The organism is Cryobacterium roopkundense (assembly GCF_014200405.1).
In the GTDB taxonomy this organism is placed as follows: Bacteria; Actinomycetota; Actinomycetes; order Actinomycetales; family Microbacteriaceae; genus Cryobacterium; species Cryobacterium roopkundense.
On record NZ_JACHBQ010000001.1, the window covers coordinates 2,243,767 to 2,266,877 of the forward strand.

Sequence of the window (23,111 nt, forward strand, 5' to 3'; positions counted from 1 at the left end):
CTCCGGACACCACAGTGGCCTCCAGCTGCAATCGGCGACGGCTCACCGCGAACATCCGTGCATTGCTGCCCCCGTCGACCTGTTGGGGAGGAGGAAGCAGTCCACGACGAGTCACAGCCCCAGCGTCGCCAACTCCGTGTCCATGCGCTCGGCCAGTGCCCGGTAGCCGGCGTCGTTGGGGTGCAGGCCGTCGCTCGCCATCCACTCGGGGTGGCCCTCGATCCAATTCGAGGCGCCCGGGATGTAGTCAGCGTCGATGACGGCGGCGGCATCCTTCACCCAACCGATGATCGTGTCGACCGACTCCGGCCGGTCATCGGTATACCAGAACGGTTCCACCACGATGAAGCGCGCCTGCGGAAGTTCCGCCTTGAGGGTCGTGAAATCCTCCGTGATCGCCGACTTGATCTCGGCGGAGCGTGCCGGCATCGAGAAATTGTCGTTGAGCCCCATGGTCACGAAGACGATGTCGGGCTTCGAGTCGATCACCTGCTGCACCACACCTGTTCCGGGCGCGCCCTGACGGTTATTGACGAACCCGAGGCCGTTGACGCTGGGGTTCACCTCGTTCCAACCGCGTTCAACGGAGACCGTCGTGGACCAGCGCAGCGAGGGATCGGAGGCACCCGTGCCAAGAGTGTAGGAGTCCCCGTAGAAGGCGACGGTCTGTCCGCCAGCAAATTGCTCCACGGGAGAAGGCAGTGACGGAGCTGCCATCGATGCCACGAGCGCCACGAGCCCGGCGACAGCAGCAGTGATGGCGCCGGCGGTGATCCAAGTGCGCGTGCGACGTTTCATAGCTGTGGTTCGTAACTCGTGGTGACTTCGCTTGGTCGAATCAGCGCACCAGAATTGGCGTCGAACTCGTGGGGGCGGCGAAGCGGGCATCCGTTTCACGGACCACTCGAAGCACGTTCTGCCCGGCAAGCGCCGCAAGTTCCTCTGCCGTCCAGCCGCGGAGGGCGAGTTCGGTGAGCAGCCCCGGGTAACCGTCGACCCCCTCAAGGCCGATCGGAAATTCCTCGGTGCCGTCGAAGTCACCGCCCAGGCCGATGTGGCGGATTCCCGCAACACGTCGGGCGTGCTCCACGTGATTGGCCACGTCGGAAATAGTGACGCGCGGGGCAGGCCCGGTCATCGCCCCCTCGGCCCACGCCGCATAGTCCGCGGACAGGAACTGCGGAACGAAGGTGACCATGAGCACTCCCCCATTGGCCGCGAGACGGCGGAGCACGTCGTCGGGCACGTTGCGCGGGTGGTCATGCAGGGCAGAGCACGAGCTGTGGCTGAAGATCACGGGCGAGTCCGTGGTGTCGAGGGCGGCGTGCATGGTGGCCGGCGAGACGTGGGACAGGTCCACGAGCATGCCGAGCCGGTTGAGCTCCCGCACGTAGTCGACTCCGCGGGCGGTGAGGCCATCGTGCTCGGCGGCATCCGTTGCCGAATCGGCCCACGAGGTGTTGTGCACGTGAGTGAGGGTGAGGTAGCGCACTCCGAGCCGGGCCAGCACGCGCAGCACCGCCGGAGAATCGTTGAGGCAGTGGGCTCCCTCAGCCCCCAAGAGCGAAGCGATCAGGCCGTTCGCCCGCGCCTCTTCGATGTCGGCCGCGCTGCGGGCGAGCATGAAGGTGTCGGGGTAGCGGCCTGCGAGCCGGTGCACCCAGTCGATCTGCTCCAGCGTGCCCTGCACTGCTTCCGCGCCAGCCAGCTTGTCGTTCACGTACACCGACCAAAACTGGCCGACTACCCGGCCTGTGCGCAGCCGAGCGATGTCGGTATCCGTGCTGAGCCCTGCCTCGAGGCCCTCCACCGAATAGTCGCGGGTGTCCCGGCATTCCCACGCCCAGTCGTTGTGACCGTCGATGACGCTCGACAGTTTCAAGGCCGCCTCGACGACGGCTGCGGCTGACGCTGCGGAGATGGATGCGGCGGTGGAGGTCATGCGAAAACGGTATCAGCCGCCCCGCCGCCAACCGGTAGTCTGGCGCTGAACGAGGGGGTTCGCAGTGCGACGACGAACGTCAGGCATCGGTGAAGGGTGTGACGATTGCGCCGACTTCGTGTGGGGCGGGGGCGCGCCGTGAACTCAGTCCCTGCTCGAAACGGGATGCTCCGGGGACCGTCCGCATATCGCCTCTATTGGGTGGCGATGGGAGCAGCTGCCATTTTTATGGTCGCCATGGTCATCCTCATCATCACCCTGATCGTGGGGAACGGCTTCCTGCAATCCGATACTCTGGCCGCCAACACATTCTGGGTCGCCTGGTTCTGTACCATGATGCTGTTCCCGGCTGGACTGGGCTGGACCCAAATCGTCGGGACCCGGGAGGTCGGGGCCGGGTACACCACGCTCGGGGCTTTCGAGTATGTGGAACGTCGAGATCCGCACACCGGCAGGGTCCTCCGGGCAGGCGGGGCTGCTATCCCTCCGGGCACTTTTACTCTCAAACACGCCCGGGCCTACGCCGCCGCCCACCCGGTCATTCCTGCGATCGACGAGCTGCCAGTCCTCCAGCGCACACGCGAGGAAACGGCTTCACCCCGGGTGAGCAGCCTGCTGCGCGCTCCGAAAGTCGCTTTCAGCCCGTGGCGCAGGGGGATCGTCGTTATCGGGGCACTCCTACTTCCCTACGTCCTCTATCTCGCTATCTCCGCGGCCGCAGGCGTCCTGCTCCAACTTCTCTGGATGGTCATGATGGGTGCTCTCCCTCTCGTGATCATGTTCGCCACCATGAGCAGCATCGTTCGCTCCCAGATTGCGGCTGTGCACGACCTCTACCCGTCGGCGTTGCTGGTGCCGGGGATGAGTTCCGACGAGCTGCGCTCCACTGCACGGGCCATGCATCTCTCGCCGCTGCCGATTCGCACCTTGATCCTCTGGGCGATTGACGAGAGTGGAGTCGGCCTGTGGCAGGGCGGGGCCACCCCGGTACGCGCGTTCCACCTGACCTGGGCGGACATCGCCGAGGTTGCGACCACAACCGTGCCCAACCCGAATAGCCGTCCCCGGTCCGCGATCACCTTTAACGTCGACGGCTCCAGCGGCAGAACTTACCGCCTCCCCTTCCACGTCTCCGGGTGGCTCGATGCCTTCCCGGAGTTTGAGCACGTCAACATCACCACGGTTGCCGACATCAACAGGAGATTCTTCACCACTGCACCACGCTGACGCCTCGACGATCCAGTGTGCTGCAGCCACTCCTCCCGCCGCTCTCAGGCCATCGTGAACAGCCGCCGCACGACGCGGCCCTCGGCGAGGGCATCGAGGCTCTCGTTCAGGTCGCACAGCGGCCGGGTATCAGTGTGCAGGAGCTCCACAGGCAGCCTGCCTGCCCGCCACATGTCGAGGTATGCGGGGATGTCGCGACTCGGCACGGAGTCTCCCATGTAGCAGCCGAGGAGCCGACGCCCCATGCCGGCGAATTGCAGGGCCGAGGTCGTGATCGTCTGATCCGGATGGGGCAACCCGACAGACACAAGGGCACCACCTCGGGTGAGGAGGGCGAGGCACGCTTCCATGACCCGGGAGTTGCCCACGGCCTCGATCGCGAGGTCGACGCCGTCGCCGGCGTGCTCCGCAACGAGAGCGACAGCCTGGTCTGGTGTCCCGGCTGCAGTGGCCCCGCAGCGCAGTGCAAGATCCTGCTTGTCGGGCAGCGGGTCGATCGCGATGATCGTCGTGCCGGCGACCTGCGCGGCCGCCATCACGGCCATCAGGCCGACCGCGCCGAGCCCGAACACGATCACGGACTGGCCGGCGGCGAGCTGGCCCGTGTTGAGCACCGCCCCGATACCGGTCAGCGCGGCGCAGCCGAACATGGCGGCCACATCGAAGGGCACGTCCCGCTCGATCACCACGGCCGATTCGCGCGCCACGACGGCGTACTGCGAGAAGGCCGACACTCCGAGGTGATGATTGACGCGCTCGCCGGTCTCGGAGCGAAGCACAGCGTCGCCATGCAACAGGTCGCCCGTATTATTCGAGGCCGCTCCCCGGTGGCAGAGCGCGGGCCGCCCGGCTAGGCAGGCCCGGCATCCTCCGCAACTCGGCACAAAAACGAGTACCACGTGGTCGCCCACGTGCACGTCGTCGACGTCAGCCCCGAGGGCGGCGATGGTTCCGGCCGCCTCGTGTCCGAGGGCCATCGGCAGCGGACGGATGCGGGACGCATCGATCACGGACAGATCCGAGTGGCACAGACTGGCGCGTTCGACCTTCACCAGCACTTCACCGGCCCGCGGCGACGGCACCGGGAGACGCTCCAGGGTGAGGGGCGCACTCTCGGAATAGGGCCAAGACAAACCACTGGTACGAAGAAGTGCGCTGAGCATCGTTGCTGTCGTCATACCATCCAACCTAGCCGCGGCCGCGCCGCGCCGGTTCCGCGGCGTACGCTCGGGACATGACTTTTCGCGATGCCAGTGTCGATTTCGGGATGCGCATGACGAACGGCGTACACCGTGCCCTGCTCGCAGTTTCGGGCGGACGGCTCGGGTGGACCATCGGCCCGATGCCGGCAGTCGAATTGCACACCATAGGCCGTTCCAGCGGTGAGCGACGGTCGACAATGCTGACGGCGCCGGTGCACGGTGAGGGCCGTTACGTGCTCGTGGCCTCCAAAGGCGGAGACGACCGCAATCCCAACTGGTACCTCAACCTCGTGGCACACCCCGAGGTGGAATTGACGATCAGGGGTGAGACACTTCCGATGCGGGCACGAACCGCAACACCTGCCGAGAAAGCTGACCTCTGGCCGAAGATCGTGGCCGCTTACTCCGGGTACGCGGCCTACCAGACCAGGACCACCCGGGATATTCCCGTGGTCATCTGCGAGCCCCGCTGACGCGCAGTCGGTCGAACCGCCGCGAAGGCGGGTGGTGCGTCGGATGCACCAGGCGCAACCCACGAACCACCCGCCCTCACGACACGATGACGCTTAGATGACGGCGGCGAGTTCCTCGGCAACGGCCTGGGGGTAGGCGGGTGCCTGGACTCCGGCCATCTCCTCGAGCACGCGGATGACCTGGCAGCTGTAGCCGAACTCGTTGTCGTACCAGACATAGAGGATGACCTTGTTGCCGGTGGCAATCGTGGCGAGCCCATCGACGATACCTGCACGGCGCGAGCCGAGGAAGTCGCTTGAGACGACCTCCGGCGAGTCGATGTAGTCGATCTGCTTGTGCAGCTCGGAGTGCAGCGACATGGTCCGCAGGTACGTGTTGACCTCATCCTTGTCTGTGCCGTTCTCGAGGGTGAGGTTCAGGATCGCCATCGACACGTCAGGCGTGGGAACGCGAATGGCGTTTCCGGTGAGCTTTCCGGCGAGTTCGGGCAACGCCTTGGCGACGGCCTTCGCGGCTCCCGTCTCCGTGATCACCATGTTGAGGGCGGCCGAGCGTCCGCGGCGATCGCCCGAGTGGAAGTTATCGATCAGATTCTGGTCGTTGGTGAACGAGTGCACAGTCTCGACGTGACCGTCGATGATGCCGAAGCGATCGTTGATGGCCTTGAGCACCGGGGAGATGGCGTTCGTGGTGCAGGAGGCCGCCGTGACAATCAGGTCGTCGGCGGTGATCGAGCTGTGGTTGATGCCGTGCACGATGTTCTTGAGCGCGCCCTTTCCGGGTGCGGTCAGCAAGACGCGGGCGACTCCGGGGCACTTCAGGTGCTGGGACAGCCCCTCAGCGTCGCGCCAGCGTCCCGTGTTGTCGACGACGACGGCGTTGTGGATGCCGTACTCGGTGTAGTCGACGGATGCCGGATCGCTTGAGTAGATGACCTGGATGAGCGTGCCGTTGGCGAGGATGGTGTTGTTCTCTTCGTCGACGGTGATCGTGCCCTCGAACGGACCGTGCACCGAATCGCGGCGCAGCAGGCTCGCGCGCTTGACCAGGTCGTTCGCCGATCCCTTGCGCACGACGATGGCACGCAGGCGGAGGCTCTGGCCGCCGCCTGCGTGTTCGATCAGGATTCTGGCCAGCAGACGGCCGATTCGACCGAATCCATACAGGATCACGTCAGTGCTCGTGCGCTCATCCAGTCCGTGGCGGTCGACGATGTCGGCCAGTTCGATGCGCAGGAATTCCTCGAGCGAGTGCTCCTCGGCGTCTTGCCGGTACGCGACCGCGAGCCGGGCAAGGTCGATCGAGGCGGCCCCGAGGTTGAGACGCACGAGGGTCTGCAGAACCGGCAGCGTCTCTTCGAGCGGAAGCTCGACATCCGCTATGTGCCGGGCGAAGCGATGAGCTTTGAGCAGGCCGATGACCGACTTGTTGATCAAGCCGCGACCGTACACACTCGTCACGACATTGTTGTCGCGATACAGACGACCGATCAGGGGAATCATCGCCTCAGCGAGTGCCTCCCGATCGATCCACAGTTGACGGGCACGATCTGTTGGCTGATTCACAGGCTGCTTTCCTAAACCATCGTTGGTTTTCCGCCGCACGGGTGGAGACGGATTGGTACTTATTCGTCGAGCGCCAATTCTTTCGGGAGCTCAAATTCCTTGGAGGCGAGTTCTTCCACATTGACGTCTTTGAATGTGAGCACACGCACCGATTTCACAAAGCGATCCGAGCGGTAGACATCCCAGACCCAGACGTCCTTCATGTTCAGTTCGAAGTAAAAATCGTGTTCAGTGTCGCGGCGCACGAGGTCGACTTCGTTCGCCAGGTAGAAGCGCCGTTCCGTTTCAACAACGTACTGGAACTGGCCAACCACGTCTCGATATTCGCGGTACAGGGCCAACTCGACCTCGCGGTCGTAGTCCTCAAACTCGTCTTCTTCCATGGTGAGCCAATCTTACGCCGAGTTTTTGAGCCACGATTTGCGGTGTAGGGCAGTCGCGCCCAACCGCCCGATGGCGCTCATATGCTCCGCACTTCCGTATCCCTTGTTGCCCGACCAGCCGTAGCCGGGAGAAACGGCATCCGCTTCGATCATCAGTCGGTCCCTGTGCACCTTCGCGATGACGGATGCCGCGGCAACAGACCCGCAATCGCGGTCCGCCTTGACCCGCGTGACGACCTGCAGCGGTGTCTTCAAGGCCTTGTTGAGCCAGTCATCACAGCCATCGAGCAGCACGACGCTGCCCGAGACGTTCACCCCCGCGGCGTACAGCTCGGCAAGGGCGCGTTTTCCGGCGAGGCCGAGACAGGCGATGATTCCGAGCTCGTCGATCTCCTGAGCGGATGCGAGACCGATCGCCGAATGCATCGCCCAGGCGCTTGCGAGTGGTGCGAGCAGCTCTCTTTTGGGCTCACTGAGCATTTTTGAGTCGCGTAATCCGGCCGGAATGGGGGTAACACTCCCATCGATTGCGACGAATCCCACGCCCACCGGACCGGCGAGGGCACCGCGCCCGACCTCGTCGCACCCGATCACGAACCGGGCCCCGCCTGCGAGCAACGCCAATTCCACGTCGAGGTGAGGGTCGGAGACGCCCACCTACTGGGCCGCGTCTTCGACGCCGCGGAAGACGTCAGGATAGTCATCAAGCCAGGCCCACCGCGCGAGGGGCCAGCTGATCACGAGCGCACGCCCAACGACGTTGTCGATCGGAACATAGCCCTTGCCGGGTGTTTCCCCGTTGTAGCGGGAGTCCTTCGAGTTGTACCGATTGTCGCCCATCATCCACAGGGAGTCTGCGGGAATGACGACGTCGAAGTCATCCTTGGAGACCTTGGTTTCGCCCTGCGGCAGCAGCACGTACGGCTCGGCGAGCGGCACGTCGTTGACGCTCATCTGGCCGAGTGCATTGCAGCAGACGACGTGGTCGCCGGGAAGCCCGATGACGCGCTTAATGAGGTGATCGTTGCTGTCCGGCGCGGAAAGTCCGACAACCGACATGAGCCAGTCGGCACTAGCAACGATGGGGTTCTGCTGTACCTCCTGCTGCGGAGGCAACCAGCCACCCGGATCACGGAACACGACAACATCGCCGTGATCGATCGGTATGAAGCGCGGTTCGAGCTGGTTCACGATGATGCGGTCATAGACCTGCAGGGTGTTTTCCATCGACCCCGAGGGGATGTAAAACGATCTGATCAAGAACGTCTTGATCAGGAAGGAGATGAGGAGCGCGACCACGAAGATGATGATCAGGTCGCGGATGAACAGCAAGACGCTCTGCTTTTTGGTTTTCTTCTGACCGGGTCGTGCGCGTAATCGTGATCCCATGCGAGTCGATCGCGTGGGCACCGCTTCTTCTGTCATTAAACCGCCTGAGCTCCCGATCAGTTTACGTGATGGGGAGCTCAGGGCAGAATCCGGTGAACCGGGGCTAGCTGGTGAGAGTTAGCGCTTTTCCTTGATCTTGGCCTTCTTGCCGCGCAGGTCGCGCAGGAAGTACAGCTTGGCGCGACGAACGTCTCCGCGGGTGACGACCTCGATGTGGTCGATGACCGGGGAGTGCACCGGGAAGGTACGCTCGACGCCGATCTGGAAGCTGACCTTGCGCACGCAGAAGGTCTCGCGCACGCCTTCGCCGGAACGGCCAATGACGATGCCCTGGAAGACCTGGATACGAGAGCGGGTGCCTTCAATAATGTTTACGTGAACCTTGACGGTGTCGCCGGCGCGGAACGCGGGGATGTCCTTCTTGAGGGAAGGAGCATCCACGAAGTCGAGAATATGCATAGTTTGTCGCTCTCTGTATCCGCCACAGGTCGAACACGGTTTGTGCGGGGAACGCGTAACGCGAAACACCCGCAACCGGTAGGTAGGTTTGTGTCGATTAGTAGCAGCTCCCCTGTGGCAGAGACTTGCCGCGGCACAATCGCCTATTCTGTCATAATCCCGGGCGAGTCGCAACGCAGCGCCCAGCCCACGCCCGCGCTATGACTGGTCGTTGGGCTTCTCACGGATGACGATGACCTCTGGATCAACCGCGCGCCCGAAGGGAGGCGGCGCGGGATTGACCCGGTCTGGGCGCGGCGGCACACGAGCACCCTGCATCGGCGGCACAAAGGCGCCGGCTCCAGCGGCGGTCTTTTCGATCAGGTCGACCATGGCACGAACCCTCTTGCGGGCCGCGTCGAACAGGGCCCAGACGGCGTACCAGAACGCTCCGATACCCACGACCACCACGAGCACGGAGAGCCAGCCGGAGGAATTCTCTGAGAAACCAAGGGTGATGATCAGAAGGTGCCACACACCCAGCACGCCGACGTCGAGCCACGACAGCGCCCGTTCCTCACGTACTTCGCGGCGGGCATAGACGAGACCACTCACGGCGAGAAGGCCAAGCCCGAGCAGCACGGCGCCGAAGAAGATGCCGAGAACGGCCCACCCTCCGGTCCCGAAGATCGACGATCCGATCAGGAGCCACAGTGGGAGCACGATAACGGCAGGAAACTGCCAACGAAAGAAGGTGCGGCGTATGAACACCCCTCCAGAGTATCGATGGTGCCTGTACGACCGCTAGACGTTCGCTGTGGGCTGACGGACCTAGATCAGGAGGCGGGCGGCAGAAGATCGGGCCGCACGCGGGCGGTGCGTTCGAGCTGCTGCTCGCGGCGCCAGGCTGCGATGGCTCCATGATTGCCGCTCAGAAGAACCGGCGGCACCGGGAGTCCGCGCCACTCGGAGGGCTTGGTGTAGCTGGGGTATTCCAGCAGGCCGTCTTCATGGGATTCCTCCACGAGACTCTGCGGGTTGCCGACGACGCCGGGAATGAGGCGCCCGACGGCTTCGATCATGGCCATCACAGCCACCTCTCCCCCGTTGAGCACGTAGTCGCCGAGGCTGATCAGGCGCACGCGACCGCGCGTGGCGTAGTGGTCGACGACCCGCTGGTCGATGCCTTCGTAGCGGCCGCAGCCGAACACGAGGTGCGATTCCTCGGCGAGTTCCCGGGCGGTGGCCTGGCTGAACTGCTCACCTGCGGGCGAGGGAAAGATGATGACGGGACCAGCCTCGGCATCCGCTGTTTCGGCGGGGAGGGGAGGGCCGAGGATCGCGTCGAGGGCGTCGCCCCAGGGTTCCGGCTTCATCACCATGCCGGCACCGCCGCCGTAGGGGGTGTCGTCGACCGTGCGGTGGCGGTCGTGAGTGTGGTCGCGCAGGTTGTGCACGCCGAGTTCGATCAGACCCGACTGCCGAGCCTTGCCGAGAAGGGACAGATCCAGCACATCGAAGAACTCGGGAAAAATCGTGACGATATCAATGCGCATCCTTGAATTCTAGACGGCGACCTCGATGAAGCCGCCCACGATGCGGGTCTGGAACGTACGGAGGAACAGGTTCGGATCGGTGAAGCATTCGCCCGTGCCGAGGTCGTAGACCTCCTTGTGCAGGGGCGAGGCTATCGTGGGCCGGTCACCCCTGGACCCGACGATGCCACGGGCCATCACGTAGGCGTCGGTGTGGGGGTCGCGGTGGCAGACCGCGTAAACCTCGGAGGGCGAGAGCAGGAAGAGGGCGATCTGTTTCATGCGCACGAGAGCGGCCTCGCCCCACGACGGCTCGAGGTCGGTCACGGCGCAGGCGCGCTCCCAAACCGGGGCGGGCTGTGCGACTGTGTCCGTCGCGGTGCCAGAGAGTGTCATGGTCATGTCGCGCTCCTTCTCGGTGGTGTGTCCCTCACGCTAGGCGGGGCGTATTTCCACGAGCAGCGTCGAATGTTTCGCCGGGGTGAAACCCGCCTCACACCGGTTCCGGCAGTCTGTGGGGGTTTTGTTCTCTCGGGGATACATAAGCGACACGACGGAGAAACTGCTGCGCCGTACGCTCGGCATCAGCCCTGAAAGGATGCCGATGACTTCTTCGACCAGCCCCACCCCCCAGGCCGTCCAGCGTCGCGTGATCGTGATCGGTGGCGGTCCGGCAGCACACCGCCTCACCGACGCGCTCCACTCCCGCGACACGGAGCACACGCTCTCCGTCGTGGTGATGGCCGAGGAAGCGCACCTTCCGTACGACCGCGTGGCGCTCAGCCAGCGGCTCGCCGGAGCCGTTGACCTTACTCTGGAGCCGAGCGGAGTCTGGGATACCGAACACATAGCGCTTCGCGTCGGCGAACGCGCCTCGGCGATCGACCGGGCGGCGCAGACCGTGACGACGGCCTCCGGCGAGGTCGTCAGGTATGACAACCTCGTGCTCGCCACCGGGTCGAGCGCCCCCGTGCCGGAGATGCCGGGTTCCGCCCACATCCGTGTGTACCGCACCGTCGACGATGTGGACGCCCTCGTCGCCGAACTCGCTGCCCTGACAAAGTCGCTCGGTCGCGCGCCGAAAGTGGTCGTAGCCGGCGGCGGGCTGCTCGGCCTCGAGGCGGCCGGCGGGCTTCACAGGCTCGGTGCCGAAGCGGCCATCGTGCACTCCGGTGGCTGGCTCATGTCCGCGCAGCTCGACGAAGGCGGCGGACAAGCCCTCGGCCGGCTCATCGCCGCCCAGGGCATTGAGCTGCACCTCGGAACCCGCGCCCGCACCATCCTCACGAATGATGACGACACCGCCGTCACCGGCCTGCAGCTCGGCAACAGCAGGACCATCCCGGCCGACATGGTGATCTACGCGATCGGAATCTCGCCGCGAGACGAGCTTGCCCGCGCGGCCGGGCTCGGCATCGGCACCCGCGGCGGCGTCAGCATCGGTGACGATTGCCGAACGAGCGACCCGAGAATCTGGGCCATCGGCGAGGTGGCGAGCTGGAACGACCGCTGCGTGGGACTGGTGGCCCCGGCCAACGCGATGGCCGAGGTCGTGGCCGACCGACTGCTCGGCGGCGAGGCGCTTTTCACCACCGTGGACGACGCGACGAAGCTCAAGCTCTCCGGCGTCGACGTGGCGAGCTTTGGTGACGCCCTCGGCACCACGCCGGGCGCACTCGAAATCGTCTATGCCGACCCCGCACGTGGCCTGTACCAAAAACTTGTCGTGTCCGACGATGCCAGGACCCTGCTCGGCGGCATCTTCGTGGGCGACGCTACCCCCTATTCCTCGCTGCGTCCGATGGTGGGCCGTGAACTCAGCAGCGAACCCGCCGCGTACCTCTCCGCCGCCGGCGCGGAAGCCCCGGCCGGCGACGACCTACCTGACGACGCCCTGGTGTGTTCCTGCAATATGGTGACCGCGGGAGCGGTTCGGGTGGCTGTGCGGGGCGACGAGCACACCGACGCGTGCACCGAGCTGGGCGCCCTGAAGACGTGCACGCGCGCGGGAACCCAGTGCGGTTCGTGCGTCCCGCTCGTGAAGAAGCTGCTCGAGGCCGAGCTGATCGCCTCCGGCCAGACCGTGTCCCGCGCCCTGTGCGAGCACTTCGAACTGAGCCGCCAGGAACTCTTCGAATCGGTACGCGTGCTCGGCCTCACCTCGAGCGACGAGATCTTCACCCGGTTCGGCACGGGACGCGGCTGCGACGTGTGCAAGCCAGCGGTCGGTTCCATCCTCGCGAGCCAGAACACCGCGTACATCCTCGACGCCGGGCGAGGCACCCTCCAGGACACGAACGACCGGGCCATGGCCAACATGCAGAAGGACGGCACGTACTCAGTGGTTCCCCGCATCCCCGGCGGCGAGATCACGCCCACCAAGCTTGCGGTGATCGCGAAAGTCGCACTCGACTTCGACCTCTACACCAAGATCACCGGCGGCCAGCGCATCGACCTGTTCGGCGCACGCCTCGAGCAACTCCCCGAGATCTGGCGCATCCTCGTGGATGCCGGCTTCGAATCGGGGCAGGCCTACGGCAAGGCCCTGCGCAACGTGAAGTCATGCGTCGGTTCCACCTGGTGCCGCTTCGGCGTTCAGGATGCCGTGGGGCTCGCCATCCGCCTCGAGCTGCGTTATCGGGGGCTGCGGGCACCTCACAAGTTCAAGTTCGGTGTCTCGGGCTGCGCGAGGGAATGCGCGGAAGCACGGGCCAAAGACGTAGGGATCATCGCCTCCGACAACGGCTGGAACATGTACGTGGGTGGAAATGGCGGCTTCCAGCCCGCCCACGGCCAGCTGCTCGCGACCGACCTCGACGAGGCCACGCTAATCAGCTACATCGACCGTTACATGATGTATTACATCCGCACGGCTGACCGCATGCAGCGCACCGCCCGGTGGATGGAAGACCTCGACGGCGGCCTCGAGCACGTGCGCGATGTGGTGATCAACGATTCCCTCGGGCTGGCCGCGGAACTCGAGGAGGCAATGGCCGCTCACGTAGACAACTATGAAGACGAATGGGCCGCAACCCTCGCCGATCCGGAGCGCCTGCGCCGTTTCCGCTCCTTCGTCAATGCCCCCACCCAAGCCGACCCGAGTATCGCGCTCGTCAGCGAACGTGACCAAATACGTCCTGCGACTCCCGAAGAGCGGGCCGATTCAAGTACGGTGATTCTCAGTGGAAGCCGTATTCCATTTCGAGGAGAATAAGTGATGAACGCCCCTGATTCAGGAACGCCCGGACGGGTAACGCTCGTCGGCGGCGGCCCAGGGTCGGCCGGGTTGCTCACTGTCGCCGCCGTGCGGGCGCTGCTCGAAGCCGAGGTCGTGCTCTACGACCGCCTCGCGCCGACGGACGATCTCCCCACGCTCGCACCCAACGCCCGGTTGATCGACGTGGGCAAGTTGCCCGGCAACCACGCCATCTCCCAGTGCGACATTGAGAAACTCATTGTGAGCCACGCCCTCCAGGGCTCCCGGGTGGTGCGTCTGAAGGGCGGTGACCCCTACATCTTCGGCCGCGGCAGCGAGGAAGTACTCGCCTGCCACACCCACGGGATCCCCGTGACCGTGATATCGGGCGTGACGAGCGCCATCGCGGTGCCAGCGGCCGCCGGTATCCCGCTCACACACCGCGGTATGAGCCACGCCTTCACCGTAGTCTCCGGACACGCGCCCCTCACCGACCGTGAGTTGGAAGGCCTCGTGCTGCTCGGCAGCACAATAGTGGTTCTCATGGGCGTCGGCACGCTGCCGACGCTCACGCAGGGCCTGCTCCGTCACGGTATGACCGCCGAGATGCCCGTCGCGATCATCGAGCGCGGCTTCAGCGCCACCCAACGCACCACGATCGCCAACCTCGGAACGATCCTCGGCGAAGCTGCGCGCGCGAGCGTCGCCTCTCCCGCCGTGCTCGTGATCGGCGAGGTCGTGCGTCTCGCCTTCACGGGTGACACCAGTGCCGAAGACCTGATCAGCCGAGCCGGCGAGTTCGCGGCGACCAGCTGATGTCCTCAGGCACGACAGGCACACCGAACACCACCGGGCACCCGAACCACTCTGACAAGGCCGGACCTGCCGAACCATCCGAGCTGTCCACCGCCGCGTTCCAGCCCAACCAGCTCGAGGGCTTTCGGATCGGCGTCACGAGCGACCGTCGCTCCAGTGACCTCATCGACGCCTTCGAGCGTCGCGGCGCCCGCGTCGTTCACGCGCCGACCCTGCGCATCGCGCACTCGCAGCAGGACGGTCCGCTGCTGGACGATACCCGGGTGATGATCGCCGCCAGACCCGACGTTCTGCTCGCCACCACGGGCTACGGCGTACGCCGCTGGTTCGAGGTGGCCGAGGCCGACGGGCTCGGGCACGCCCTCACGGAGGCGCTCGCCGATACAAAGATTCTCGTGCGCGGTCCGAAGGCGCGCGGCGGCATCCGTGCCACCGGCCTCAACGACTCGGGTATGAGCGACTCCGAAACGACAGCATCCCTCGTGACGAAGGTGCTGGAAGATTTCCCGCCTGGGCTCACCATCGGCATCCAGGTGCACGGTTTCACCGACGAGGCCCAGCTGGACCGGCTGCGCGCGGTGCACAAGCGTGTCCTGATCGTGGCCCCGTACCGCTGGATCGCCGTTGACGACACCGACGAACGCGTGTACAAGCTCGTCGAAGCCATCTGCGCCCGCCAGCTCGACTGCGTCACCTTCACCAGCGCACCCTCTGTCCATGCGCTCTTCGGCGCGGCCGAAGGCATGGGCATGTATCCCCAGCTCGTCGCCGCGCTCCAGACGCAGGTCGTGGCCGGGGCAGTCGGGCCCGTCACCGCGGCGCCGCTCGAATCCGCCGGCATCGTTCCAATCCAGCCCACCCGTTTTCGCATGGGCGCTCTCATCAGGTTGGTCTGTGAGCACCTCGAGCAGAACGCGATCGTGCGCGTCGACACGCAGAACGGACCGCTCGCCCTGCGGGGCTCCATCGTGGAGATCGGCGGGGATCGCATTCCCCTGCCGCCGACCGCCCTGGCCATCATGCGGGCGCTCGTCACGGCCCGCGGCGCCGTGGTGTCTCGCGAAGCGTTGACGCTCGCACTGGCCGCGCCCTCCGACGACCACGCCATGGAGGTGTCACTGAGCCGCCTGCGGCAGACCCTCGGAGTTCCCGGGCTCGTCGCCACCGTCGTGAAGCGCGGATACCGCCTCAACGTGTAGCGGCGCGGGCACAAAAAATCGCCCACCGCACGAGCATGCGACGGGCGATTCCTCGGTATCTAGGCCTTGAGGTCTTCGCCAGGGGCGTCGTCGACAACGACGTTCGCGGCATCCGCTTCCGCCGCAACTTCAGTCTCAGCTGGCGCCGGCTCGATCTCGTCGGGCTCCTCGGGCAGCTCTTCGAGCAGTCCAGGGGGCGGCGTGATCGTGACCGTGCCGGACTTCACGTCGACGACCGGAACTATAGCCTTGACGAAGGGGATCATCACGTCGCCGCCTGGCGTTTTGACGATCAGCAGGTCCTGGGCGGGCATGTGCTCGAGGCGGGAGATCGTGCCGATCTTCTCGCCGTCGCGCATCACGGCGAGGCCGATCAGCTGGTGGTCGTACCAGGCGTCTTCCTCGTCGGACTGCTCCGCGGCATCTGACTCGATCCAGAGGATCGCCTTGGCGAGGCCTTCTGCGGTCGTGCGGTCGGGAACATCCTTGAAGAAGCCGACGGCGTGCTGGTTGTACCAGCGCAGTTCGACGAGTTCGAGGGTCTTCCCGTGCCACGGGGTGCCGGTGGGCACCTGGAGGGTGAACACGGCACCCGGGACAAAACGTCGTCCCGGGTCGTCCGTGAACAGTTCAAGCTTGATCGCTCCCTTGAGCCCGTGGGCCTTCGTGAGTCGCCCCACCCGAAGCTGATTGCGTGTTTGCGTGCCGTCGTCGACCGAGTTCATGGGCGGGCCCTAGAAATCGATGTCGACGACGTCAACGCGAACGCGCCGGCCATCGGCCAGAGCTGCCACGAGGGTGCGCAGGGCCTTGGCCGTGCGACCAGCACGGCCAATGACCCGGCCGAGGTCTTCGGGGTTCACACGAACCTCGAGCACCTCGCCTCGCGGCGAGTTCTTTTCAGCAACATGCACATCGTCCGGGTGATCTACGATTCCCTTGACGAGGTGCTCAAGTGCGGGAGCGAGCAAGATTTACGCCTTGGTCTCGTCGGTTGCCTCTGCGGCAGCCTCGGTGGTTTCTTCGACCTTGGCAACAGGCTTCTCAGCCTTGGGCTTCAGAACCGGCTTCTTCTTCTCGTCGGCGACGAAGGGAGCCTTCGGCTCCTTGATCTTGACGGTGTTCTTGGCGTTCTTGTCACCCTTGAAGATGCCCCAGTCGCCCGTGAGCTTCAGGAGGGCAGCAACCTGCTCGGTCGGCTGTGCGCCGACGCTGAGCCAGTACTGCGCACGCTCGGACTTGACCTCGATGACCGAGGGCTCCTGCGTGGGGTGGTAGATGCCGATCTCTTCGATGACACGGCCATCGCGCTTGGTGCGCGAGTCGGCAACGACGATGCGGTAGTACGGTGCACGGATCTTGCCCATGCGCTTCAGACGGATTTTGACAGCCACAATTCTCCAGTGTTAATTCGATGATTGGCGAACCATAGGCCGTGAGCGTGGGGGCACACTCGGCATAAGCTCTAAAGGATCTTCCTACACCGGGATAGAGGGCGGGGCATAGTGATCTCGACTGATCATTCTGCCAGACATTGCCCGCTTTGTGATAATCGTAAGATGACGTGTACGTTCCGGCGCGTCTGAAGGAGCAAGAGTGGCACTCGAATTCGCCCGATCGGGCCGATCGACCGTGGGCATCGAATGGGAGATCGCTCTCGTCGACCGCACCACGGGCGATCTTGTCTCGATCGCCGACGAGGTGCTCGACGCCCTCAGCACGTCCGACGGGGCCAAGCACCCCACCATCACGGGTGAGTTACTGCTCAACACCATTGAGGTCGTCTCAGGCGTGCACAACACTGTGGCGGGGGCCGTAGCGGATGTCGCTGGCCAGGTGGCCGAGGTACGCGCCGTCGTCGCGCCGCGTGGCGTCGATCCCATCTGTAGCGGCTCACATCCGTTCGGGCAGTGGTTCAACCAGACCGTCACGGACAAGGACAGATACCACAAGCTCATTGACCGCACCCAGTGGTGGGGCCGCAACATGATGATCTGGGGCATCCACGTGCACGTGGGCATCGAAGACAAGAGCAAGGTCATGCCCATTCTGAACGGCATGCTCACGTATATCCCGCACCTGCAGGCCCTCTCGGCCTCAAGCCCATACTGGGCGGGCGTGGAGACCGGGTACGCCTCGAACCGTGCCCTGATGTTCCAGCAGTTGCCCACCGCGGGCATCCCCTGGGACCTGCCCGACTGGGAAGCCTGGGAAAGCTACGTCGACGACATGACGGTCACGGGCATCATCGACGACGTGACCGAGGTGCGCTGGGACATCCGTCCGGCCCCGCGCTGGGGCACGATCGAGGTGCGGGTCTGCGACGGCGTGTCGACCACGCAGGAGCTCGGTGCGATCGCGGCCTTCATCCAGTGCCTCGTGGACTGGATGTCGACCACCCTCGACTCCGGAAAGAGCGTGCCCACCATGCAGCCGTGGTTCGTGCGCGAGAACAAGTGGCGCGCCGCGCGCTACGGGCTCGACGCCGAGATCATCCTCGACGCGGCCGGAGCCGAACGGCTCGTCACCGACGACGTGCGTCGCCTCATCGACACGCTCACCCCCACCGCGGAGCGGCTGGGGTGCCTGGACGAGCTGCTCGCGCTGCACGACATCATCGACAACGGCGGCAGTTACCAGCGCCAGCTCCGGGTGGCAGCAAATGCCGACGGCAGCCTGCCCGCCGTCGTGGCCGCGCTCAGCCGCGAACTCGAGCACGGCCTCGGAGTCTAGGCTTCGATTCGCTCAGGTCGCGGGGACGGGCGCCAGCACGTTCTTGGAGTCGCGCCAGGCCAGCCAGTCCACGGCGTGCGTCAGGTCGTAGTCGGGCCCAGAGACACCGATCGTGAACAGGCGAGCGCCGAGGTCGTAGAGCTCCTCCGCCTGGGCGACCGTGCGGCCACGGAGTTCCACGGAAATCTCGATCTCCGACATGTCCCGACCTACCCTCTCGCACCACTCGCCGAGCACACCGAGCTTGTGCTCGAGCACCGTCGGGTCGGCGAACGAGTGCCAGATGTCCGCATGCTGCGCCACGATGCGCAGGGTCTTCTTCTCGCCTCCCCCGCCGATGAGCACAGGGATCTTGCGCGTGGGCGCCGGGTTGATCGTCGCCCAGCGCGCCTCGATGCGGTTGAGACTGTCGTCGAGGGCGTTGAGACGCGTGCCTGGAGTACCGAACTCGTAGCCGTACTCGTCGTAGTCGCGCTCGAACCAGCCGGCACCGGTGCCGAAAATGAAGCGGCCGCCGCTGATGTGATCAATGGTGCGAGCCATATCGGCCTGCAGGTCTGCGTTGCGATAGCTGTTGCAGTTCACGAGCGCGCCGATTTCGATGGTCGACGTCTGCTCGGCCCAAGCAGAAAGGATCGTCCACGATTCGAAGTGCAGGCCGTCCGGTTCACCGCTCAACGGAAAGAAATGGTCCCAGTTGAAGGCCACGTCGGCGCCCAGTCCCTCGACGGCCTCCACCGTCTCGCGGATCTTCGAGTAAGAGGCGTGCTGCGGAGCAATCTGCACACCAAGGCGAACGGGCGTGAAAAGTGGCACAAGGAATCCTTACGTAGAGGGCGCTGTGGTCGACGTCGTGACCTGTTTGCGTGGCTCCTGGCCGGCCTTGAGGGCAATGGTCTCGCCGGCGGCGTCTTGCAAAACCAGAGTGTCGCCGTCGACCGACGCCGAGGTGGCGTTGGAGAAATAGGTCGGCAGGGCCTTACCCTCACAGCCGATGAGCGTGCTCGGCCCGGCTGTCGTGGTGAGGGTTCCATCGGCTGCGAGCTCCCAGGTGCCACGCACCACATTGCATCCGTCGGAGGCCACCCACGTGCCGTCGTCGACGACAGTGAGGAACGGCTCGGTCGGCAGGGTCTCGGCGGGGTCCACCAGCCAGGTGCCCACGATGGTCGAGGAGGTGCCCGCCGAGCCTGTGGGGCTCGAGCTGGAGCCCGGCGAGCCCCCTGTTGCACAGGCTGCCAGCAGGGCCAGCGCGCCGAGTCCTAGCAGGCAGCTACCGATCACGGACGCGAGGCGCCCCGGGCGGATTGTCGTGGATGCAGGCATGTGACTGACCTCCATTGGTCGGGCAGAGCGGGGGCGGAGCTGCTTGTGCGGTCGAGTTTAGCGCCCCAACATCTTCTGCAGGGCGGCCATTTCTTCCTCGCTCGGTCCGCCGGCCTTGCCCTTTCCAGGCTGTGCGCCGCCGAGCCCGAACCCGGACCCACCGCCGGACGAGGCCTCGATCGCGGGCTTCTCCCCCGCGGCCAGAGCTGCCAAGGCGGCGTTCTCTGCGGCGCGCTTGGCCGGGTTACCAGACTTCGAGCCCTTCTTCTTCTGCTGCACCTTGGCCTTGCCGCCGTAGCCGGCGCCCGGGATCGGGCCCATGCCGGGAATGTTGGGCATGCCGCCCTTGGCGACGGTCTTCATCATCTTGGCGGCCTGCTCGAAGCGCTGTACGAGCTGGTTGACCTCGGTGACTGTGGACCCCGAGCCCTTGGCGATGCGGAGGCGCCGAGACCCGTTGAGGAGCTTCGGCGTGGTGCGTTCGACCTTGGTCATGGACTGGATGATGGCCTCGGTGCGCACGATCTCGCGCTCGTCGAAATTCTCGAGCTGCTGCTTCATGGCGCCGGCTCCGGGGAGCATGCTCATCATCTTCTTGATCGAGCCCATGTTGCGCAGCTGCTGCATCTGGCCGAGGAAGTCGTCGAGGGTGAAGGTGTCTGTCGCGAATTTCTCGGCGACCTTGCGCGCCTCGTCTTCGTCGAAGGCGCCCTGCGCCTGCTCGATGAGGGTGAGGATGTCACCGAGGTCGAGGATGCGGCCGGCCATGCGGTCGGGGTGGAACGGTTCGAAGTCGTCAAGACCCTCGCCGGTGGACGCGAACATGATCGGTCGGCCGGTAAGTGAGGCCACCGACAGAGCCGCGCCACCGCGGGCGTCACCGTCGAGCTTGGTCAGCACGACGCCGGTGAAATCGACGCCGTCCTGGAAAGCCTTCGCCGTGGCGACGGCGTCCTGGCCGATCATCGCGTCGATCACGAAGAGCACTTCGTCGGGATCGGTGGCACGACGGATGTCGGCTGCCTGCTTCATCATTTCGGCGTCGACACCGAGGCGTCCTGCCGTGTCGATGATGACCACGTCATGAAGCTTCTGCTGGGCGAACTTGACGCCGTCGCGGGCGACCTTGACCGGGTCACCCACCCCGTTGCCGGGCTGCGGTGCGTAAACGGCGACGCCGGCCTGCTTGGCGACGACCTCGAGCTGGGTGACGGCGTTGGGGCGCTGGAGGTCGGCGGCCACGAGCACTGGAGTGTGGCCGTCTTTGGCGAGCCACTTCGCGAGCTTGCCGGCGAGGGTGGTCTTACCGGCACCCTGCAGGCCCGCGAGCATGATGATGGTCGGCGGCTTCTTCGCGAACTCGAGGCGACGCTGCTGGCCACCCAGAATCGTGACGAGTTCGTCGTTGACGATCTGCACGACCTGCTGTGCCGGGTTGAGCGCCTTGTTGACCTCGTCACCGAGGGCACGCTCGCGCACGCGTCCGGTGAAGTCTTTGACGACCTCGAGGGCAACGTCGGCGTCGAGGAGCGCGCGCCGAATTTCGCGAACCGTGCCGTCAACATCCGCTGCACTGAGCTTGCCCTTGGTGCGGAGATTCTTGAACGTCTCGGCCAGGCGATCTGAGAGGTTTCCAAAAGTAGCCATGATGCATTCAGTTTACGGGATGGCGGGCTCTCCCGAATCAGCGTGGCATGCTGTCATGCAGCCCCCAATCGTGATCAACGCCTGTCAGGAGATTGCATGTCCGTTGTCGTTATCGCCACCCTTGTCCCGAAGCCCGGTCGCGTTCAGGATGCCCTCGACGCATTTGCCGGCGCCTCGCCTCTCGTACACCAGGAAGAGGGCTGCGAACTGTACGCTCTGCACACGGACCAGGCCACGCTGATCATGGTGGAACGCTGGAGCACGCCCGACGATCTCGCCGCCCACGCGACCGGTGCCGCGATGGCCAAACTCAACCGGTTGATGGGCGACGCACTCACCGCACCGCCCGAGGTGACGATCGTCGCGAACGTGCCACTCGGCGACCCGCTTCTCGGCACCATCCAGTAGCGCCACGTCCCACCTCGTGCTGGCAAAAGCTGCACGCGCGGCCGGTATCGCGGCCGCGCGTGCAGGTTTAGGGCGCACGAGGTGCCGCACGAGCAGGTTTAGGGCGCACGAACCGCGGTGCGGCCCCTTCGCAGTCGTGAGATAGCTAGTTTTCGATCGAGATCTGCACCGTGTCGCCGTTGATGTCGATCGCGACGATGAGCAGCGAGTCGGTGTCGTCGGGGCTGATGGAGTACTCGAGCAGGGCGAAGTGCTCGTCGCCGCCGGTGTGGTGCGGGTGGAATCCGACGCGCTGCAGGCGCAGCGAGCGCAGGAAGTCGATCTGCTGGTCGCCGGAGTCCCAGATGATGGCATCGGCGAGCGCCTCCGGGTCCATCTCTTCTACGTGCTGGTCGATGTAGGTCGAGGTGGGGGTGGCCTTCGTGGTGAGCTCGGCCACGAGAGACTCGCGGGCGGCCGAATCGAGGTCTTCGATGTTGTTGATCATCGCAGCGGCAATGTCGAGGGCCTCGCTCGTGACCGAGTCCTCGTCGGGCGAGCTGAGGTCGATCTCGATGTCCTGGTCGCCGAGTTCAGCTGTCTCCGACCAGTAGACCTCGCCGGCGTCGTCGCTGCCGAGAATCCCGAAGAAATCGTGCTCCATGGTCATGTCGTCCTCTTTCTAGAATTCGTGAATGGTCTGGGCCATCGGTCAGCCGATGAGTTTCTGGGCGAAGACGTGCGGGGTGAAGCCGGTGAGGTCGTTGATGCCCTCGCCCTGCCCCACGAGCTTGATCGGGATTCCGGTGCGCTCCTGCACGGCGAGCACGAAACCCCCGCGGGCCGAGCCGTCGAGCTTTGTGAGCACGAGTCCCGTTACCCCGGCGTGCTGGATGAAGGCCTCCGCCTGCGCGAGCCCATTCTGCCCCGTTGTGGCGTCGAGCACGAGGAGCACCTCGGCGATCGGCGCCTGCTTTTCGACCACCCGGCGAATCTTAGTGAGCTCGTCCATCAGCCCGCCCTTGGTGTGTAGGCGTCCGGCGGTGTCAATGATGACAATTTCGATGCCCTCGTTCTTGGCCTTCTCCACGGTCTGAAAGGCAACGGATGCTGGATCCTGCCCGACCATCTGCGGCTTCACGATCTGCGCCCCGGCGCGCTCTGCCCACGTGGCGAGCTGGTCCACAGCCCCGGCCCGGAAGGTATCGGCCGCGCCCACGATCACGCTTCGCCCGTAGGTGTTCAGGAACTTGGCGAACTTGCCGATGGTCGTGGTCTTGCCCACGCCGTTGACTCCCACGACGAGCACGACTGCCGGGCGTTCGCTCAGGGTAAGCGTGGAGTCGAGGAGGGACAGCCGTTCCTCGATGCCTTCCCGCAGCATCCGCTGCAGGTCTTTGGGGTCCGTCGTGTTGTATTTGGCCACCTTTGCGCGCAACTCCGCCACGACGACCTCGGTGACGTTTGGTCCAAAGTCGGCCTTGATCAGGGCGTCTTCGAGGTCTTCCCAGGTCTCGCCGTCGATCGTTTTCTTCGCGAACATGCCGCGCAGAGCGCCGGAAAGTGACCAGGGGGTGCGTTCTGCCATACCTCTAGCCTAGGGCGCGGACGGCCCCGGTACCGTGCAGCTGCCGCATGACTACCGAGCTCCC

26 protein-coding genes are annotated in these 23,111 nt (G+C 65.1%); 7 read left to right on the top strand and 19 right to left on the bottom strand.

The features are described 5' to 3' along the window. Positions 1-111: 111 nt before the first annotated feature. Entirely contained in the window at positions 112-798 is a 687-nt protein-coding gene (locus BJ997_RS10545) for an SGNH/GDSL hydrolase family protein (RefSeq protein ID WP_052541924.1), read from the bottom strand. Positions 799-838: 40 nt separating this feature from the next. Continuing rightward, the gene (locus tag BJ997_RS10550; RefSeq protein ID WP_052541925.1) at positions 839-1,942 is read right to left on the bottom strand and encodes a dipeptidase; all 1,104 of its coding nucleotides are present in this window, start codon (positions 1,940-1,942) and stop codon (positions 839-841) included. Positions 1,943-2,143: 201 nt separating this feature from the next. Here BJ997_RS10550 and BJ997_RS10555 point away from each other — a divergent pair, with 201 nt between their 5' ends. Continuing rightward, entirely contained in the window at positions 2,144-3,169 is a 1,026-nt protein-coding gene (locus tag BJ997_RS10555) for a hypothetical protein (RefSeq protein ID WP_183323442.1), read from the top strand. Positions 3,170-3,213: 44 nt separating this feature from the next. On the opposite strand, the gene BJ997_RS10560 is transcribed toward BJ997_RS10555, so the two are convergent. Further along, positions 3,214-4,347: an alcohol dehydrogenase catalytic domain-containing protein gene (locus tag BJ997_RS10560; protein WP_420827180.1), complete on the bottom strand. Its 1,134-nt coding sequence runs from the start codon at positions 4,345-4,347 to the stop codon at positions 3,214-3,216. 56 nt (positions 4,348-4,403) lie between these two features. Here BJ997_RS10560 and BJ997_RS10565 point away from each other — a divergent pair, with 56 nt between their 5' ends. Next, positions 4,404-4,844, top strand: a complete 441-nt coding sequence (locus BJ997_RS10565) for a nitroreductase family deazaflavin-dependent oxidoreductase (RefSeq protein ID WP_035835097.1) — start codon at positions 4,404-4,406, stop codon at positions 4,842-4,844. Positions 4,845-4,937: 93 nt separating this feature from the next. On the opposite strand, the gene BJ997_RS10570 is transcribed toward BJ997_RS10565, so the two are convergent. The 8 genes from BJ997_RS10570 to nirD all read right to left on the bottom strand — a co-directional run bounded on the left by BJ997_RS10570 (position 4,938) and on the right by nirD (position 10,557). Beyond that, positions 4,938-6,410, bottom strand: a complete 1,473-nt coding sequence (locus tag BJ997_RS10570) for a glyceraldehyde-3-phosphate dehydrogenase (RefSeq protein ID WP_084141020.1) — start codon at positions 6,408-6,410, stop codon at positions 4,938-4,940. Positions 6,411-6,469: 59 nt separating this feature from the next. After that, complete coding sequence (locus tag BJ997_RS10575) at positions 6,470-6,793, bottom strand: DUF2469 family protein (RefSeq protein ID WP_035835098.1); 324 nt, start codon at positions 6,791-6,793, stop codon at positions 6,470-6,472. A 12-nt stretch (positions 6,794-6,805) separates the two neighbouring features. Beyond that, entirely contained in the window at positions 6,806-7,450 is a 645-nt protein-coding gene (locus BJ997_RS10580; RefSeq protein ID WP_035835099.1) for a ribonuclease HII, read from the bottom strand. Beyond that, a complete protein-coding gene (lepB, locus tag BJ997_RS10585) occupies positions 7,451-8,218 on the bottom strand; it encodes a signal peptidase I (protein WP_244962585.1) in 768 nt (255 codons plus the stop codon). Positions 8,219-8,299: 81 nt separating this feature from the next. Further along, entirely contained in the window at positions 8,300-8,641 is a 342-nt protein-coding gene (rplS, locus tag BJ997_RS10590; RefSeq protein ID WP_035835100.1) for a 50S ribosomal protein L19, read from the bottom strand. 198 nt (positions 8,642-8,839) lie between these two features. Further along, positions 8,840-9,391, bottom strand: a complete 552-nt coding sequence (locus BJ997_RS10595) for a hypothetical protein (protein ID WP_052541926.1) — start codon at positions 9,389-9,391, stop codon at positions 8,840-8,842. Positions 9,392-9,456: 65 nt separating this feature from the next. Further along, on the bottom strand, positions 9,457-10,176 hold the full coding sequence (gene trmD / locus BJ997_RS10600; RefSeq protein WP_035835101.1) for a tRNA (guanosine(37)-N1)-methyltransferase TrmD: 720 nt from the start codon (positions 10,174-10,176) through the stop codon (positions 9,457-9,459). A 9-nt stretch (positions 10,177-10,185) separates the two neighbouring features. Continuing rightward, positions 10,186-10,557: a nitrite reductase small subunit NirD gene (gene nirD, locus BJ997_RS10605; RefSeq protein ID WP_035835102.1), complete on the bottom strand. Its 372-nt coding sequence runs from the start codon at positions 10,555-10,557 to the stop codon at positions 10,186-10,188. 202 nt (positions 10,558-10,759) lie between these two features. Here nirD and nirB point away from each other — a divergent pair, with 202 nt between their 5' ends. The 3 genes from nirB to BJ997_RS10620 are packed head-to-tail and all read left to right on the top strand — an operon-like array spanning position 10,760 to position 15,366. Then, positions 10,760-13,369 carry a nitrite reductase large subunit NirB gene (gene nirB / locus BJ997_RS10610; RefSeq protein WP_035835103.1) on the top strand — a complete coding sequence of 870 codons (2,610 nt, stop codon included), beginning with the start codon at positions 10,760-10,762 and terminating at the stop codon, positions 13,367-13,369. 3 nt (positions 13,370-13,372) lie between these two features. Continuing rightward, complete coding sequence (cobA, locus tag BJ997_RS10615) at positions 13,373-14,167, top strand: uroporphyrinogen-III C-methyltransferase (RefSeq protein WP_084141035.1); 795 nt, start codon at positions 13,373-13,375, stop codon at positions 14,165-14,167. Beyond that, positions 14,167-15,366: a uroporphyrinogen-III synthase gene (locus BJ997_RS10620; RefSeq protein WP_084141021.1), complete on the top strand. Its 1,200-nt coding sequence runs from the start codon at positions 14,167-14,169 to the stop codon at positions 15,364-15,366. Before cobA ends, BJ997_RS10620 begins: the two co-directional genes overlap by 1 nt. Positions 15,367-15,425: 59 nt before the next feature. Here BJ997_RS10620 and rimM read toward each other — a convergent pair whose 3' ends face one another. The 3 genes from rimM to rpsP are packed head-to-tail and all read right to left on the bottom strand — an operon-like array spanning position 15,426 to position 16,760. Next, positions 15,426-16,091, bottom strand: coding sequence for a ribosome maturation factor RimM (gene rimM / locus BJ997_RS10625; protein ID WP_035835104.1), 666 nt, complete (start codon positions 16,089-16,091; stop codon positions 15,426-15,428). 9 nt (positions 16,092-16,100) lie between these two features. Then, complete coding sequence (locus tag BJ997_RS10630; RefSeq protein WP_035835105.1) at positions 16,101-16,337, bottom strand: RNA-binding protein; 237 nt, start codon at positions 16,335-16,337, stop codon at positions 16,101-16,103. 3 nt (positions 16,338-16,340) lie between these two features. After that, on the bottom strand, positions 16,341-16,760 hold the full coding sequence (gene rpsP, locus BJ997_RS10635) for a 30S ribosomal protein S16 (protein ID WP_035835106.1): 420 nt from the start codon (positions 16,758-16,760) through the stop codon (positions 16,341-16,343). 202 nt (positions 16,761-16,962) lie between these two features. On the opposite strand from rpsP, the gene BJ997_RS10640 reads away from it, so the two are divergent. Then, positions 16,963-18,099 carry a glutamate--cysteine ligase gene (locus tag BJ997_RS10640; RefSeq protein ID WP_035835108.1) on the top strand — a complete coding sequence of 379 codons (1,137 nt, stop codon included), beginning with the start codon at positions 16,963-16,965 and terminating at the stop codon, positions 18,097-18,099. A 12-nt stretch (positions 18,100-18,111) separates the two neighbouring features. Here the strand turns inward: BJ997_RS10640 and BJ997_RS10645 are convergent, their stop codons facing one another. From BJ997_RS10645 to ffh, 3 genes are read right to left on the bottom strand one after another with little or no spacing between them, the layout of a single operon-like run. After that, entirely contained in the window at positions 18,112-18,915 is an 804-nt protein-coding gene (locus tag BJ997_RS10645; RefSeq protein ID WP_035835109.1) for an LLM class F420-dependent oxidoreductase, read from the bottom strand. Positions 18,916-18,924: 9 nt separating this feature from the next. After that, positions 18,925-19,425 carry an META domain-containing protein gene (locus BJ997_RS10650; RefSeq protein WP_035835110.1) on the bottom strand — a complete coding sequence of 167 codons (501 nt, stop codon included), beginning with the start codon at positions 19,423-19,425 and terminating at the stop codon, positions 18,925-18,927. A gap of 57 nt (positions 19,426-19,482) precedes the next feature. Further along, entirely contained in the window at positions 19,483-21,072 is a 1,590-nt protein-coding gene (gene ffh, locus BJ997_RS10655; protein ID WP_035835111.1) for a signal recognition particle protein, read from the bottom strand. Between the two features lie 96 nt (positions 21,073-21,168). On the opposite strand from ffh, the gene BJ997_RS10660 reads away from it, so the two are divergent. Further along, positions 21,169-21,480 carry a putative quinol monooxygenase gene (locus tag BJ997_RS10660; protein ID WP_035835113.1) on the top strand — a complete coding sequence of 104 codons (312 nt, stop codon included), beginning with the start codon at positions 21,169-21,171 and terminating at the stop codon, positions 21,478-21,480. 145 nt (positions 21,481-21,625) lie between these two features. Here BJ997_RS10660 and BJ997_RS10665 read toward each other — a convergent pair whose 3' ends face one another. Together BJ997_RS10665 and ftsY are read right to left on the bottom strand one after the other, a co-directional pair. Continuing rightward, a complete protein-coding gene (locus tag BJ997_RS10665; protein WP_035835114.1) occupies positions 21,626-22,129 on the bottom strand; it encodes a DUF2004 domain-containing protein in 504 nt (167 codons plus the stop codon). A gap of 42 nt (positions 22,130-22,171) precedes the next feature. Next, positions 22,172-23,047, bottom strand: coding sequence for a signal recognition particle-docking protein FtsY (ftsY, locus tag BJ997_RS10670; RefSeq protein ID WP_035835115.1), 876 nt, complete (start codon positions 23,045-23,047; stop codon positions 22,172-22,174). Between the last annotated feature and the right edge of the window lie 64 nt (positions 23,048-23,111).

What these genes read in the sequence shown, in the direction of transcription:
- BJ997_RS10665 (WP_035835114.1), bottom strand. Translation starts at nt 22,129, where the DNA reads ATGACCATGGAGCACGATTTCTTCGGGATTCTCGGCAGCGACGACGCC.
- BJ997_RS10575 (WP_035835098.1), bottom strand. Translation starts at nt 6,793, where the DNA reads ATGGAAGAAGACGAGTTTGAGGACTACGACCGCGAGGTCGAGTTGGCC.
- ftsY (WP_035835115.1), bottom strand. Translation starts at nt 23,047, where the DNA reads ATGGCAGAACGCACCCCCTGGTCACTTTCCGGCGCTCTGCGCGGCATG.
- BJ997_RS10565 (WP_035835097.1), top strand. Translation starts at nt 4,404, where the DNA reads ATGACTTTTCGCGATGCCAGTGTCGATTTCGGGATGCGCATGACGAAC.
- rimM (WP_035835104.1), bottom strand. Translation starts at nt 16,091, where the DNA reads ATGAACTCGGTCGACGACGGCACGCAAACACGCAATCAGCTTCGGGTG.
- ffh (WP_035835111.1), bottom strand. Translation starts at nt 21,072, where the DNA reads ATGGCTACTTTTGGAAACCTCTCAGATCGCCTGGCCGAGACGTTCAAG.
- trmD (WP_035835101.1), bottom strand. Translation starts at nt 10,176, where the DNA reads ATGCGCATTGATATCGTCACGATTTTTCCCGAGTTCTTCGATGTGCTG.
- BJ997_RS10620 (WP_084141021.1), top strand. Translation starts at nt 14,167, where the DNA reads ATGTCCTCAGGCACGACAGGCACACCGAACACCACCGGGCACCCGAAC.
- cobA (WP_084141035.1), top strand. Translation starts at nt 13,373, where the DNA reads ATGAACGCCCCTGATTCAGGAACGCCCGGACGGGTAACGCTCGTCGGC.
- nirB (WP_035835103.1), top strand. Translation starts at nt 10,760, where the DNA reads ATGACTTCTTCGACCAGCCCCACCCCCCAGGCCGTCCAGCGTCGCGTG.
- lepB (WP_244962585.1), bottom strand. Translation starts at nt 8,218, where the DNA reads ATGACAGAAGAAGCGGTGCCCACGCGATCGACTCGCATGGGATCACGA.
- BJ997_RS10545 (WP_052541924.1), bottom strand. Translation starts at nt 798, where the DNA reads ATGAAACGTCGCACGCGCACTTGGATCACCGCCGGCGCCATCACTGCT.
- BJ997_RS10650 (WP_035835110.1), bottom strand. Translation starts at nt 19,425, where the DNA reads ATGCCTGCATCCACGACAATCCGCCCGGGGCGCCTCGCGTCCGTGATC.
- BJ997_RS10660 (WP_035835113.1), top strand. Translation starts at nt 21,169, where the DNA reads ATGTCCGTTGTCGTTATCGCCACCCTTGTCCCGAAGCCCGGTCGCGTT.
- rplS (WP_035835100.1), bottom strand. Translation starts at nt 8,641, where the DNA reads ATGCATATTCTCGACTTCGTGGATGCTCCTTCCCTCAAGAAGGACATC.
- BJ997_RS10560 (WP_420827180.1), bottom strand. Translation starts at nt 4,347, where the DNA reads ATGACGACAGCAACGATGCTCAGCGCACTTCTTCGTACCAGTGGTTTG.
- nirD (WP_035835102.1), bottom strand. Translation starts at nt 10,557, where the DNA reads ATGACCATGACACTCTCTGGCACCGCGACGGACACAGTCGCACAGCCC.
- BJ997_RS10550 (WP_052541925.1), bottom strand. Translation starts at nt 1,942, where the DNA reads ATGACCTCCACCGCCGCATCCATCTCCGCAGCGTCAGCCGCAGCCGTC.